This window comes from Pseudomonas sp. JV449 (genome assembly GCF_032424295.1).
Lineage (GTDB): Bacteria > Pseudomonadota > Gammaproteobacteria > Pseudomonadales > Pseudomonadaceae > Aquipseudomonas > Aquipseudomonas marginalis.
The window spans coordinates 95,916-109,842 of sequence record NZ_VYKD01000015.1 but is presented as its reverse complement, the minus strand read 5'-3'; the positions used below and the strand labels follow the sequence as shown (position 1 = coordinate 109,842).

Genomic DNA, 13,927 nt, shown 5'->3' with positions numbered 1-13,927 from the left:
CACTGTCGGATTACCAGTTATAGCGCACGCCGACATTCGCCCCCCACGGTTGATCAACATGTTTGCCCTGGCCGTAGTCGAAGTCGGCATGCACCTGCAGGTTCTGGGACAACGAGACCGAGAACCCCGCTCCCACTTCGATGCGGGAACCTGAGAGGTTATTGTCGAATGTCTGGTTGTTGACCATGACTTTGTTGTTCTTGACAAATTCATGGGCCACGCCGGCGCGCAAGTACGGCTGAAGTACGCTGCCATCGTCCAGTACGAAGTCACGCCCCACCGTTACGCCCAACTTGCCCAGTACCGAGTCGGTGTGATCGTTCTTGGCTTTCAGGCCGTTGTCCAGGCGATAACTCTTGCCTTGTACCGTCACCACGGAGGCCTGGGCGAACGGTTCGACAAAGAAGTCATCGTCGAGTTTGATATGACGACCGACCTCCACGGACGCACCCAGCGCATTGGTGCTGTAGTTACCTTTGGTTTGCTTGCCGTCACTCAAACCGACCTTGGCATTGTTGTTCAGGCGGTTGGCCTTGACCACCCCATCCAAGTAATACCCGCTCTCTTCATCCAGCCAGGTGGCATACAGGCCCGCGTAGTAACTCTGCACCGTACCCGAGGTACCCCGGCTGAGATCCAGGTCGGAAGTACTGTGACCGGCCATCACCCCCAGCAACCATTGCCCGTCGCCTACCGGTGTATCGGCACCCAGAGAGAAACCGCGCTGGTTTTGATCGTAGGCTCCGCCGTCCCCACCGCTGATTTCGTACTTATTGCCGTAGGCACGCAGCCAACCGCCGGCTTCGACACCGCTATAGCGAAGGTCTCCCATGCGGCTGCGCAGGGAAGTCATTTCGCCATACCACACGGTCGGCGCAGTATTGAACAACGCCAGTACCGAGCGGGTACCTGGGCTGACGGTACGATTGTTCGGGTCGAGGAACCAATCGTTGCCTTCCTGCTTGAGTCCATAAGACCAGGCCCCAACGTCCACCGCCCCGCCCAGCAACTCGAACTGCGCGTCACCGCCACCGGTATGGACGATATGCACCGCGCCAGGATTGCCGGGCTCTGCACCGCTACTGGCGAGCAACAGGCCATGATGACCGGTGGCCTCACCGCTGATATTCAAAAAGTCAGTCAGGCCCCGGGCAAAATCAGTGCCCATCGCAAAGGTGCCCTGGCCCGACAGGCGCTCCAGGTCCAACCGATAAAAAGCGTCATCGTCGCCGAACTTGACCACGCCGTCGGCCAGTCTCAGATCGCCGACCTGACTATGGCCGGTCATGATCCACAGGGACTCATCACCTACTTCCAAGGATGAAACATTCTCCATGCGGCCGATCAATGAGGCCCGATCATTAAGCTTGAGATGAGCCTGGCTGCCGGACTCGACAATGACATCACCTTGAAGCCGGCTGTTCTCGACCCTCATGTTCGCCGTGGAGTTGCCTTTTACTTCCAGCAAATGGCCATTGCCGCCGGTAAGGGTCGAGCCATTGCGTACCACAATATCCGCCACGGCGCCCTGGCCCCTGGCCCCCTGTACCAGCAGCGCAGCACCGGTGACGCCGGTCACGTGGGTTTGGTCCAGAAGCAGCGTATTGGCCCCCGGCGCATATCGGTCATAAGACATTTCCACGCCGTTGCGCCCGCCAGTGATGTTGCTTTGATAGGCACGCGCCGTGGCGCTCTGCAGGCTCAACCCGAAACTGTCCGCGCCGGTACCGACTACCTGGCTATTCACGATTTCCAGCAGGCTACCGCCGGTAACGGCGGCACCACCGGTTGCGCCCACGATGACACTGCCGTTTGCGGTTGCCGTGGACGCCTGGGTTGAGGTGGTAAATTTACCGACCACCATCCCATGGTAGTCAGCACTGGAAATCACACTGTCGTTGATCTGTGCTGTGCTGCTGAGCAAAGTGATGCCGGTCTGGAACGCGCCGGAAGCGGTGACGCGACTGGCGCCTACATTCACATTCGAGCCGCCCTGGGCGACGACAGTGCCCATGATCAAGCTGTTCTGGCTGACATTCAGGCTCGAAGCATTGGCATAAACGTCCAGTGTCCGTCCGTCTATTACGTTGAGCGTGGCATTTTGCAGCTCAAACGTATCGATATAGGCATCATGGTCAACGGTTTCAGTGCCATTCTCGATGAGCCTGGCATGGGCCCCAGGTGCCAGAAACAATAACGTTACAACAGAGGGCACCTGCATCATTGCAACTAACGGTTTTAACTTGAAAAACGAATTGATATTCACAACACACCACTCATTCAACAGACATTCCGCGACGGAACGGTTCGGCCTATTTCCAGAGGGTTGGAGCCAGGCCACTCAAGGCCGCAAAACTACAGATTGGAATTACCTGCATATGTAGGACTAATCCCAATCTATCTGTATGAATGAATGCTTGCCCCATGAGCGTGTGCACTGGGATATTGGAACCGAGGGGTGCGCAAACACCCCCCGTAGACTTTTTAGGCCACGCCATCCTCTTGGGTGGTAGGGGGTTGATTTTCGCAGAACACGCCATTCAAGTCCGTGAACCGAGTGCGGGTCCACGCTCTCACGGAGGGTTGCTCTCCCTCTCCGGGGATGGGAACGAAGTAGTGAAAGTCCGCCGAGTTCCGGACCGCTGGCCGTATGACAGCATAGGGGACAGTTATAGTGAATCCGTTGGCCACCATGTCTGGCGTCAATGGCGGCGAGTGGATCGTCGTGGTCTCGCCCAGCTGGCTATCGCCGGTGATATCGCTGAACACCCGCACCTCACAGCGGATCACCATAAACTCCCTGAAGTAAGTCATATTTCCGGGAACCCTGACAGTGCCCGCAAACGTCGTGCGATTGAGATCGGTACACGACCAGAATGTGGTCGCCTTGGAAAAGGTTGCCGGCTCCAGTACGACCTTATTGGCATTGACAACCACCGGCTGTGGCGCAGAGCGCTGGATGTTGTCGTTGGTCGCCCACTCGAGCGTGTAGAAGACGTTGACTATACCGTTACCGACAGCACGAATTATCGACCAGGGTACGCTCATTGAAACCGTATCCCCCGGTCCTTCGGTCGTGATCGGCACAACGTCGAACGCATATTCAAAACTGCCCCAATACCCCCTCAGCACCGTGCCTGGCGCCGGAATAGGCGTGTCCCACAGTACGATTTCAACCGTAGCTTCCTTCTCGAAGTCATCTTCAGTCAGCTGGTTTTCCAGGTCTGGATCAGAGCCGTAGACCAGCACGGGATTGAGCAGCGGATTCTCCGGGTCGGTTCCCGGCGTGGGACCTGGCGCGGAAAAATCAATTTTGATGTCATGGGTAGGCGCATCGAATGGACTGCCGTTACGGTCGATAAAATAATCAATCGAGGTATCCAGTTCACCTGTGCTCGTACCGTAATGGGCCAGAAGTGTCGCCCTGCTGACGGGAAGCATTAACGGAAAGGGCAAATAAAAATTAACCGCGAAACGCTGTGGCGGCTGGCTACCGAGCGTCAGTTCGATTACATCGATCGTCGGCAGATTGTTGGCATATTCGCGAATAGCGACGTAAACCCCGGTCGGCTCATAAAGGTCCTCCAAGTCAAGCAGGCCATCATCAGGCAGAAGCGCCAAAGGTACATACGCTTCCAAGGGCTCTGGTTCAGCGGTCAGATTCAACTTAACGCGCGCAGGGGCTGAGTCTTTGCTGATGTTGCCGGCGAGATCGATCAATTGGTAAAACAGGTAGTTGAGTCCCGCGCGGTTGCCGGTAATCAACGCCCACGGCACGGTAAAACTCAACGCAGCGGTTATGGGATAGGTGTCAATCGGCTCAGACAATTGTGAAGAGAAGTCGGGAGAAAAATACACGGCGATGCTAACGCCCAACTCGGCACCACCCGGAGCATCCGGAAAGGTGCACACCAGACCGTCCGGGTTGTCTTCAATATGTTGCTCAGTGATTTCATCTGTCAAATAGCCCGGAAAACTGGGCGCAGGCGGATAGTTGGGGCGTAGAGGCTCGGTTCGGTCGACCTCCAAGGGCGCCCCCACCATCAGCGGCGTGGGGGATGCGCCTTCATAAAGGATGTAGCCGATCTCATGCTGCCCTTCCGTCAACCGGGAGACAGGGATGTCCCGGATAAAGGGTTCGTCAATAGGCTGGCGATCAGGGAATGTGGGGGTTTGGAATTGCACGCTATACATCGCCGCCCCCCAATTCGTGGAGCCTTTGCCGCGCATATGTATATCGAGTCGGGTGGTTGCCGGATCAAGATCTTCTTCCTCCGCCAACTCTGAAATATCAAACGTTACAGGAAGCGGTTTTCTCGCATCGATCTCCAAAATCAACCCGTTTTCATTCAGAGAGTCAAAGGTAGGCAGAGGCAGCGCCAAGCCCCCTGCTCTACGCCGGGACAAGAGTTCTTTATTAACCTCGCGCGATTGAATGGCAGCCTTCTGCTTTTTACTTAACGTTGTCATCTGTATTCTCCTTTTGCACTTGAAGTCACTCTTACAGCCGGATAAACCATTGCCTCACATGACACTCATCAAGTCGCACAGCTGCTTCATCGCCACCACCAAACGCCGCAATTCATATCAGCCATCACTTTAAAGTGCCCTACACTACTTGCCCGCCGAATCCTCTCCGTCCGGACCGCAGTAACTCCCTCCCGAGTACTTCTGGTCAATCTTCGCGTAGCGTTCCCTTGAGGAGCCTATGATTCTTTTCTTGCGCCACAAGGTATACGTGACGCCCACCGAACTCCCCGGACTGTTGGGGTGCGGTGACCTGATCGGTTTGATTTTTTCTTCATAGTTGGATTGCTTGAACGTATATCCCTCTTGGGCCTGCTGCTCCGTCAAGCGGTGCGTCAGGGTGTCCGCAGTCAATGTTATGGCCTTGCCACCGCCTCCGAACTCTTCATAGCCCTGCCATGTCACCACAAGATCATCGTCTTTCCTGAAGGCGCCCTCAGGAAGAATCCGAATGGGAATGTGATCCCACATCGCCGGGCTGGAGCCACAGTTAATAAACATGTTGTCATTGGCGCTGGGGTACTCGACACGCTGAAAGACCAGGGGAGGCACTACATCGACATTGACTTCAGTAAAGTTGGAAAGCTGTTCATTAACGCCATTAAATGTCGTGTAGTACACCTGCATCTTTTCCTCATTGCCGGCACCGACAATAACTTCCCACGGAATATCACTGAACTCCACGCGCACGCCCTCGGCATCACCCTTATCGGTATCGACGACATAGTGCGCAATCGGGTTATCCATGCTGGGAAAGTCCCCCCAATACAATTCCAATACTTCGCCGTTGCGCGGCTGGTGATACAACGGGACACTGGCATACACGCGCTTGCCCTCGTCACGCCTATCAATGTGGTTTTCAGTCATGGAGCCTTCACCCCATACCGTTACCCTGGGCAGGTTAAGGTTGAGCAGTGCGGGGGCATCGAGATGGTCCTGCCCGGCGACTCTGAAGTCCCAGCGGATCAATGCCGGCGGGCTGGGCGGGGTGGGCGTGTCGCTACCGGACCGGGTAATGGTGTAAGTGGCCACGCCTTCTGCGAGTCCCAGGCCATCCTCTATCAACCTGGGCCACGGGATGACGACATCGAAAGGCAACTCGGGGACGGACTGGCGGGTAAGCACGGTTTTCCCCCATCGGACTGTGACCCGGTCACCGGCTTGCCAATTGTCGTATTGCACCTTGGCGACTACGCCGATCCGAGCGTCATGCCGATTGATCAGGCCGCTCGCCATCGCAGGAATGACAAGGGGCTGCAGATCAGACGGAACCGCCGACAACTGGACTTCCACAGGCGACTGCTCAGACCTGGGGCCGCGGTTGCTGGAGCGGTCCTGAAGCCGGATATGAACGTACTGAGTACCGTTGGGGTACAGGCGAAACAAATCCCCAGGCACAGGGAGGACAAGGGGCGTGTCTTCGAAGGGAAACTCTACATAGTCACTCGGCGCAGCGTCCGGTGGCGGGTTTTGGTCCGTAATCCAGTAATAGATCCTGTCCCAGGATCGACGACCGTTGTAGGGCGGCACTACCAGGTCAACGGTTGGATGCGTGGCCAGATAGCCTTCATCAATCAACCCCACCGGAAAAGCCGGGGACGGCGGGGTAACGTTATTGTTGGGTGGGCTCCGATCAAGCACCAGGGTCCGGAACTCCGACGTAGTCGGCAGACCGGTTTCATCAGTGATCCGATAAGCCAAGCGGACTGTGCCGTCGTTCTCCAGATAGTCTCGCGGCACACTGATCGAAAAAGGGAATGCCTTGGTAATCGGGCCATCCCACCGCTCCCGGAACGGCGGGACACCCTCACCGCCACTGCGCGACCAAACGATTTCGACAATATTGAACTCACCGGCTTGCGCAGCATCCTCCCACAGTTCCGGGATCACCACTTCCAGGTCGCTGTCGAGATATTGGTGAGGGATATACCCCTCCACGATCGGTGGGACAACATCGTCCAGAATGGGCACCCGAATATCGGCCAAGCGCAAAATGCCGCTATACAGCCGCCTACTTTCGGGGGTTTTATCAGCACTCATCGGAGCCTCCCGTCATACCCATGTCGCACACCGCCACGGCGCGTCTGGTATTCATTAAACGCTCAATGCCTGGCGTCGAATACTGTCAGAACTAACAGGTGGGTATCGCCACTTGTCGGATATCAAGCGATGCCGAGGGCATGAGACGCTTGACGAAATGAGCGAGTTGATGTCTTCTGAAACCGGTTTCAGCCTGCCAAGCCACGGCTGAAACCGACTCATCCAATAAGAAAGGCCTGCGACCGTGACTCCTTTTTCCGCCGCCCAGCGCACCCGCGTCACCATGCTCGACGTCGCCCAACACGCCGGCGTCTCCAAGGCCAGTGTGTCGCGCTTTATCGGCGACGACCGCGCCCTGCTCTCCGATGCCATCGCCCTGCGCATCGAACACGCCATCGAACAGCTCGGCTACCGCCCCAACCAGATGGCCCGCGGGCTGAAACGTGGCCGCACGCGCCTGATCGGCATGCTGGTGGCCGATATCCGCAACCCCTACTCCATTGCCGTGATGCACGGCGTCGAAACCGCCTGCCGCCGGCATGGCTACAGCCTGGTGGTGTGCAACACCGACCGCGATGACGAGCAGGAGCGCCAGCATTTGGCGGCGCTGCGCTCGTACAACATCGAAGGGCTGATCGTGAACACCCTCGGCCATCACCTCGACCAATTGCTGGAACTGCAGCGGGAAATGCCCCTGGTGCTGGTAGACCGCAAGGTCGAGCCGCTGCACAGCGACTTGGTGGGGCTGGATAACCCGGCGGCGGTGCGCATGGCGGTGGAGCATCTGGAACAACAGGGTTATCGCGATGTATTGCTGGTGAGCGAGGCCTGCGATGGCACCAGTTCACGGCAGGAGCGCCTGGACAGCTTCAAGAGCGAAATCGCCCGGCGCCCGGCGCTGACCGGCGCGGTGCTGGCGCTCGATGACGGGCTGGAACAACGCCTGCAAGCCTTTCTCGCCAAACCCGGGCCCAAGGCGGTGTTCTGTGCCAACGGCGTCGCCACACTGGCCTGCACCCGTGCGCTCAAGGCGCTGGACTGCAAGCTGTTCGACGACGTAGGGCTGATCGCCCTGGATGACCTGGACTGGTACCCGCTGGTGGGCAACGGCATCACCGCCCTCGCCCAACCCACCGAAGCGATTGGCGCCAGTGCGTTCGACTGCCTGCTCAAGCGCTTGCGCGGTGACACCGAACCGACCCGAACCCTGGACTTTTTGCCCCAGTTGATCATCCGAGGCTCAACCCAGCGCCCCTGCACGTAGCAGCTGCCGAGCCTTGGCGAGGCTGCGTCGGCGGCGTACCTGACACACCGCAAACGCAGCCTCGCCAAGGCTCGGCAGCTGCTACGGCAGAGTCGATTAGATATTTAACGCAAAAAATGAAACCGGTTTCAGAGGTAAACAACAATGCACAAATACCCCGTCTCCATCAGCCTTTCCAGCTACGGCGCCGACCTGGTCCGCCAGCAAGGCCAATTGAGTTTTGTCGAATTGCTGGCCGCCGCCGGTGCCCGGCGCATCGAGTGGCGCGAAGAACTGCTGACCAGCGAGCAACCTGCACAACTGGCCCAGGCTGCCGCCGAGCAAGGCCTGGAGTGTGTGTTCTCATCGCCTCTGGAATTGTGGATCGCCGGCCGCGCCCAGCCGAATGCCGACCTCAACGCAACCCTGGACCGCGCCCAGGCCTTTGGTGCGCGCTGGCTGAAAGTCTCCCTCGGCTACTTCACCGACACCAACGACCTGGAAAGCCTGCACGCCCTGCTCGCCCGCCATCCGGTCAAGCTCTTGGTGGAAAACGACCAGACCCTGCACGGCGGGCGCATTGAGCCGATGCAGCGCTTCTTCACCGAGGTCGAACGCCTGGGCCTGCCGGTGAAGATGACCTTCGATATCGGCAACTGGCAGTGGCAGGACCAGTCCGCCCTGACCGCCGCGCGCCTGCTCGGCCGGCACGTCGACTATCTGCACTGCAAGGCCGTGGCCCGTCGCGCGGACGGCAAGCTGGTGGCGCTGCCGCCCGGCGCCACCGACCTGCATCTGTGGGAACAACTGCTCACGCACATGACTCAAGGCATTACACGGGCGGTGGAATTCCCGTTGCAGGGCGATGACCTGGTCGACGTCACCGCGCAACAGGTCGCAGCCCTCGCCCTCCTTGGCCAACCCCGTGGGGAGAATGCCCATGTCTGAGATCGATATCCTCTCGTTTGGCGAAACCATGGCGATGTTTGTCGCCGAGCAGACCGGCGACCTGGCCCAGGTGGCACAGTTTCACAAACGCATTGCCGGCGCCGACAGCAATGTCGCCATCGGCCTGTCGCGCCTGGGCTTCAACGTCGCCTGGCTGAGCCGGGTGGGCAATGATTCCCTCGGGCGTTTTGTGGTCGACACGCTGAAAAAAGAAGGCCTGGATTGCCGGCACGTGGCGGTCGACCCGGCGCACCCCACCGGCTTTCAACTCAAGTCCCGCGAAGAAGCCGGCGATGACCCGCAAGTGGAGTATTTCCGCAAGGGCTCGGCCGCCAGCCATTTGTCCACTGCGGCCATCAGCCCGGCGCTGTTGCAGGCCCGCCATCTGCATGCCACCGGCATTCCGCCGGCCTTGTCCGAGGCCACCCGCGAGCTGTCCCGCGAGTTGATGACACAGATGCGCAAAGCCGGTGGCAGCGTGTCGTTCGACCCAAACCTGCGTCCGTCGCTGTGGACCAGCCAGGAACAGATGATCCGCGAAATCAACGCCCTCGCCGGTCTCGCCGACTGGGTCCTGCCGGGCCTGGGCGAAGGCCGTCTGCTCACCGGTTTCGACGACCCGGCGGATATCGCCGCCTTCTACCTCGACCAAGGCGCCGAAGCCGTGGCGATCAAGCTCGGCCCGGACGGCGCCTACTTCCGCACCCAGCTGGACCAGGGCTTTGTCGCCGCCGTGCGCGTGGACAAGGTGGTGGACACCGTCGGCGCCGGCGATGGGTTTGCGGTGGGCATGATCAGCGCCCTGCTGGAAAACCTCAGCTTCCCCGAGGCGGTACAACGGGGTAACTGGATCGGCAGCCGCGCCGTGCAAAGCCGCGGCGATATGGAAGGCTTGCCCACCCGCTCCGAATTACCCACCCGATCCGTCGCTTGACCCACACCCTGTTGCCACAACTACAACAAGCTCAGGAGCAACCTTATGGACACCGTGAAACTCGCCACCCGCCGTTGGTGGTACATCATGCCCATCGTCTTTATCACCTATAGCCTGGCGTATCTGGACCGCGCCAACTACGGCTTTGCCGCCGCCTCCGGGATGGCCGAGGACCTGATGATCACCCCCGGTATGTCGTCATTGCTGGGTGCACTGTTTTTCCTTGGCTACTTCTTCTTCCAGGTGCCGGGTGCGATCTACGCGCAGAAGCGCAGCGTCAAGAAGCTGATTTTCGTCAGCCTGATCCTCTGGGGCGGGTTGGCCACCCTGACCGGCGTGGTGTCCAACGCCTACATGCTGATCGTCATTCGCTTCATGCTCGGCGTGGTCGAGGCCGCCGTGATGCCGGCCATGCTGGTGTACCTGTGTCACTGGTTCACCCGTGCCGAGCGCTCGCGGGCCAACACCTTCCTGATCCTCGGCAATCCGGTGACCATGCTGTGGATGTCGGTGGTGTCCGGCTACCTGGTGCAGCATTTCAGCTGGCGCTGGATGTTTATCATCGAAGGCCTGCCGGCGGTGCTGTGGGCGTTTATCTGGTGGAAACTGGCGGATGAAAAACCCGCAGATGCCAAGTGGCTGAGCGAACAGCACAAAAAAGACCTGGAAAGCGCGCTGGCCGCCGAACAGGTCGGTATCAAGGCGGTGAAGAATTACGCCGAAGCGTTCCGTTCGCCCAAGGTGATCATCCTGGCGCTGCAGTTTTTCTGCTGGAGCATCGGCGTGTACGGCTTCGTCTTGTGGCTGCCGTCGATCCTCAAGAAAGGCCTGCAGATGGACATGGTCGAAGCCGGCTGGCTCTCGGCCCTGCCCTATCTCGCTGCCGTGATCGCCATGCTGGCGGTGTCGTGGGGCTCGGACAAACTGCAAAAGCGCAAACGCTTCGTATGGCCGCCACTGCTGGTTGCCTCCATCGCGTTCTATGCCTCCTACGCCCTGGGCGCCGAACATTTCTGGTGGTCCTACACCCTGCTGGTCATTGCCGGAGCCTGCATGTATGCGCCGTACGGACCGTTTTTTGCCATCGTCCCGGAAATCCTCCCCGCCAACGTCGCCGGTGGCGCCATGGCGCTGATCAACAGCATGGGCGCCCTCGGCTCGTTCGGCGGCTCCTACCTGGTGGGCTACCTCAATAGCAGCACCGGCTCGCCCGGCGCCTCGTACCTGCTGATGAGCGGCGCGCTGATGCTGTCGGTGGTGCTGACGATTTTCCTCAAGCCCGGCGCCAGTGACCGTGAACGCGCGCCCATCTCGACCCTCGAATTGAAGGTGAAAACCCCATGAAAAAGTCTGTGGTTCTGTACAAGAAGCTCTCCGCACCGTTAATGGCGCGCCTGCATGAACAGTGCGACGTCACCCTGATAGACGCACTGGACGAGACTGGCCTGGCCAAGCTGCGCGATGCACTGCCCAACGCCCACGGCCTGCTCGGTGCCAGCCTGCGCCTGGATGCCGGGTTGCTGGATCTCGCAACACAACTGGAGGCCGTGGCCAGCGTGTCCGTGGGGGTCGACAACTACGATATCGACTACCTGACCCGGCGCGGCATCCTGCTCAGCAACACCCCGGACGTGCTCACCGAAACCACCGCCGACACCGGCTTCGCGCTGATCCTGGCCACCGCCCGGCGTGTAGTGGAGCTGGCCGACATGGTGCGCGCCGGCCAGTGGAACAAGAATATCGGCCCCTCACACTTCGGCAGCGACGTGCATGGCAAGACCCTGGGCATCATCGGCATGGGCCGCATCGGCGAAGCCTTGGCCCAGCGCGGGCATTTCGGTTTTGGCATGCCAGTGATCTACCACAGCCATTCGCCCAAGCCGGCGGTGGAACAGCGCTTTGGCGCGCAGTACCGCAGCCTTAACGATTTGCTGCAACAGGCCGATTTTGTCTGCCTGACCCTGCCGCTCACGGCTGAAACCGAAAAGCTGATCGGCGCCGAACAATTTGCGCGGATGGGCCCGGAGACGATCTTTATCAATATCTCGCGGGGCAAGGTGGTGGACGAGGCCGCGCTGGTGGAGGCCTTGCAGCAACGTACGATTCGGGCGGCGGGGTTGGATGTGTTCGAAAAGGAACCGCTTGATCACGGCTCACCGTTGCTGCGTCTGAATAACGTGGTGGCGACGCCGCATATCGGCTCGGCGACCCATGAGACGCGGGAGGCGATGGCCACGTGTGCGGTGGACAATCTGTTGCAGGCGTTGGCGGGTGAAAAACCGAAGAACCTGGTCAACCCAGGGGCTTGGAAACAATAAACACATGTGGGAGGGGCGGTGCGACGATTCGACTTGCCCCTCCCACATTTTTGCCAGTATTCCAAATACTTAGATAACGAACCTCGCCACCATCCCATTCAAATCCACCGCCAGGCGCGACAGCTCGTGGCTGGCGGCACTGGTCTGGTTGGCCCCCGCCGCCGACTGGGTGGCCAGGTCGCGGATGTTGACCAGGTTGCGGTCCACTTCGCGGGAGACCTGGGCCTGTTCTTCCGACGCGCTGGCGATCACCAGGTTGCGTTCGTTGATCAGGCTGATGGACTGGGTGATCTGCTCCAGGGCCACGCCGGCGGCGCGGGCCATTTCCAGGGTGTCCTGGGTGCGCTGGTTGCTCTGTTGCATCGACTGCACCGCTTCACCGGTACCGTTCTGGATGCCGGCGACCATCTTCTCGATTTCCTGGGTCGACTGCGCCGTGCGATGGGCCAGCGCCCGCACCTCATCCGCTACCACCGCAAAGCCGCGGCCGGCTTCACCGGCGCGGGCCGCTTCGATGGCGGCGTTGAGCGCCAGCAGGTTGGTCTGTTCGGCAATCGCGCGGATCACGTCCAGCACCTTGCCGATGTCACGGCCCTGGGTGGCCAGGCCTTCGATCATCGCGGCAGTGTTTTGGACGTCCTGGGTCATGGTCTGGATCGCGCCGACGGTTTCCATCACCCGGTCGCGACCTGACCGCGCGGCCTGGTTGGACTGGTTGGAGGCCTCGGAGGTGGACACCGCATTGCGCGCCACTTCTTCCACCGCCGCGGTCATCTCGTTGACCGCCGTGGCGGCCTGGTCGATTTCATTGTTCTGTTGCTGCAGGCCCCGGGACGCTTCCTCGGTCACGGCGCTCAACTCTGTCGCCGCCGAGGCCAGTTGCGTGGCCGAACCGGCAATGTGCTGGATGGTCTGGCGCAGGTTGGTTTGCATGGTCGACAGGGCGTTGATCAGGCGCGCGGGTTCATCGTTGCCATTATCTTCAACGACGCTGGTCAGGTTGCCACCGGCGATGGTTTCAGCCACCTGAACGGCTTTGCGCAACGGCGTGACAATGCTGCGGGTCAGCAGCCAGGCCAGCAGCACCGTGAGCAGTGCAGCGCTGACCGAGACCACGATAATCCCGGTGATGGCACTGGTGTAACTGTGCCCTGCCGCGTCGCTGGCTTGCTTGGCGTTGGCGGCATTGATCGCAATCAGCTTGTTCAACTGCTCGCCCATCTGATCGGTGCCTTCCTTGATCCGGGTATTGATCAGGGTGCGCATCTGCTCGACGTCGCCTTGCTTGGACAGCGCCAGCATGTCCGCCTGGGCCTTGAAGTAGTTATCCAGGGTGCTGACAAACGTCTTGTACAACGCCGCTTCCTCCGTACCGGCGGGTAATGCCGCGTAGCCGGCCTGGGCCGTCTTGACCTTGTCGACCAGCACGCCGATGCGGGTTTCGGCTTCCTGCAGGCCGGCCGGCTCGCGGTTGACCAGCACCCGAAATGACAGGATACGCATGCGCAGGACGTTCTCCGTCATCTGGGCCAGGTACGTCACGCTGGGCAGCTGGTTGCTGCTCATGTCCACCGAGGCCTGGCGGATCAACGTCATGCGGTTGGCCGCAAACCCGCCCAACACCACCACTAACAGGGCGATGAAGGCGAAACCGAGGGAAGCGCGAGGGGCGATATTCAGGTGACGGAGCGACATAAGGGCGATCTCGAAATATAGAGTGGCGGCGCGCGTCCATGCCACGAAACGATCAGTCAGCGTCAACGCACTGCCTGACACCGGCCATCACTGTTGTTTTTGATAGATGGGCCTATAAGCAGTATCGGCAGGAATCGGGGTTTTATGCAGGGTCTTTATAAATATTTTTTTACACTTCTGACGCTGGGCCGTTTCTGGCATCCTGCGCCTCCATTTTCTGAC

9 protein-coding genes are annotated in these 13,927 nt (G+C 59.8%); 5 read left to right on the top strand and 4 right to left on the bottom strand.

The genetic code is table 11. The annotated features are described in order from the left end of the window. Positions 1 to 10: 10 nt before the first annotated feature. The 3 genes from F6S08_RS14425 to F6S08_RS14415 form a co-directional block, all read right to left on the bottom strand. Complete coding sequence (locus tag F6S08_RS14425; protein WP_315871778.1) at positions 11 to 2,221, bottom strand: autotransporter outer membrane beta-barrel domain-containing protein; 2,211 nt, start codon at positions 2,219 to 2,221, stop codon at positions 11 to 13. 263 nt (positions 2,222 to 2,484) lie between these two features. Further along, on the bottom strand, positions 2,485 to 4,470 hold the full coding sequence (locus F6S08_RS14420) for a hypothetical protein (RefSeq protein WP_315871777.1): 1,986 nt from the start codon (positions 4,468 to 4,470) through the stop codon (positions 2,485 to 2,487). A gap of 144 nt (positions 4,471 to 4,614) precedes the next feature. Continuing rightward, the gene (locus tag F6S08_RS14415; protein ID WP_315871776.1) at positions 4,615 to 6,567 is read right to left on the bottom strand and encodes a hypothetical protein; all 1,953 of its coding nucleotides are present in this window, start codon (positions 6,565 to 6,567) and stop codon (positions 4,615 to 4,617) included. A 244-nt stretch (positions 6,568 to 6,811) separates the two neighbouring features. Between F6S08_RS14415 and F6S08_RS14410 the strand changes: the two genes are divergently transcribed. From F6S08_RS14410 to F6S08_RS14390, 5 genes are all read left to right on the top strand, one after another. Next, complete coding sequence (locus F6S08_RS14410; protein ID WP_065927871.1) at positions 6,812 to 7,831, top strand: LacI family DNA-binding transcriptional regulator; 1,020 nt, start codon at positions 6,812 to 6,814, stop codon at positions 7,829 to 7,831. Positions 7,832 to 7,975: 144 nt separating this feature from the next. Continuing rightward, positions 7,976 to 8,758, top strand: coding sequence for a sugar phosphate isomerase/epimerase family protein (locus tag F6S08_RS14405; protein ID WP_027606430.1), 783 nt, complete (start codon positions 7,976 to 7,978; stop codon positions 8,756 to 8,758). Beyond that, positions 8,751 to 9,692, top strand: coding sequence for a sugar kinase (locus F6S08_RS14400; protein ID WP_065927873.1), 942 nt, complete (start codon positions 8,751 to 8,753; stop codon positions 9,690 to 9,692). The genes F6S08_RS14405 and F6S08_RS14400 overlap by 8 nt, the downstream gene beginning before the upstream one ends. Positions 9,693 to 9,737: 45 nt before the next feature. Then, entirely contained in the window at positions 9,738 to 11,036 is a 1,299-nt protein-coding gene (locus F6S08_RS14395; RefSeq protein WP_065927874.1) for an MFS transporter, read from the top strand. Then, positions 11,033 to 12,010 (top strand): NAD(P)-dependent oxidoreductase, encoded by a 978-nt coding sequence (locus F6S08_RS14390; protein WP_315871775.1) that lies wholly within the window; start codon positions 11,033 to 11,035, stop codon positions 12,008 to 12,010. Before F6S08_RS14395 ends, F6S08_RS14390 begins: the two co-directional genes overlap by 4 nt. A 69-nt stretch (positions 12,011 to 12,079) precedes the next feature. Here the strand turns inward: F6S08_RS14390 and F6S08_RS14385 are convergent, their stop codons facing one another. After that, complete coding sequence (locus tag F6S08_RS14385; protein ID WP_027606434.1) at positions 12,080 to 13,705, bottom strand: methyl-accepting chemotaxis protein; 1,626 nt, start codon at positions 13,703 to 13,705, stop codon at positions 12,080 to 12,082. Positions 13,706 to 13,927: the final 222 nt, after the last annotated feature.

Coding starts and splice junctions, on each gene's coding strand:
- F6S08_RS14425 (WP_315871778.1), bottom strand. CDS start 2,221: ATGCAGGTGCCCTCTGTTGTAACGTTATTGTTTCTGGCACCTGGGGCC.
- F6S08_RS14420 (WP_315871777.1), bottom strand. CDS start 4,470: ATGACAACGTTAAGTAAAAAGCAGAAGGCTGCCATTCAATCGCGCGAG.
- F6S08_RS14415 (WP_315871776.1), bottom strand. CDS start 6,567: ATGAGTGCTGATAAAACCCCCGAAAGTAGGCGGCTGTATAGCGGCATT.
- F6S08_RS14405 (WP_027606430.1), top strand. CDS start 7,976: ATGCACAAATACCCCGTCTCCATCAGCCTTTCCAGCTACGGCGCCGAC.
- F6S08_RS14400 (WP_065927873.1), top strand. CDS start 8,751: ATGTCTGAGATCGATATCCTCTCGTTTGGCGAAACCATGGCGATGTTT.
- F6S08_RS14395 (WP_065927874.1), top strand. CDS start 9,738: ATGGACACCGTGAAACTCGCCACCCGCCGTTGGTGGTACATCATGCCC.
- F6S08_RS14390 (WP_315871775.1), top strand. CDS start 11,033: ATGAAAAAGTCTGTGGTTCTGTACAAGAAGCTCTCCGCACCGTTAATG.
- F6S08_RS14385 (WP_027606434.1), bottom strand. CDS start 13,705: ATGTCGCTCCGTCACCTGAATATCGCCCCTCGCGCTTCCCTCGGTTTC.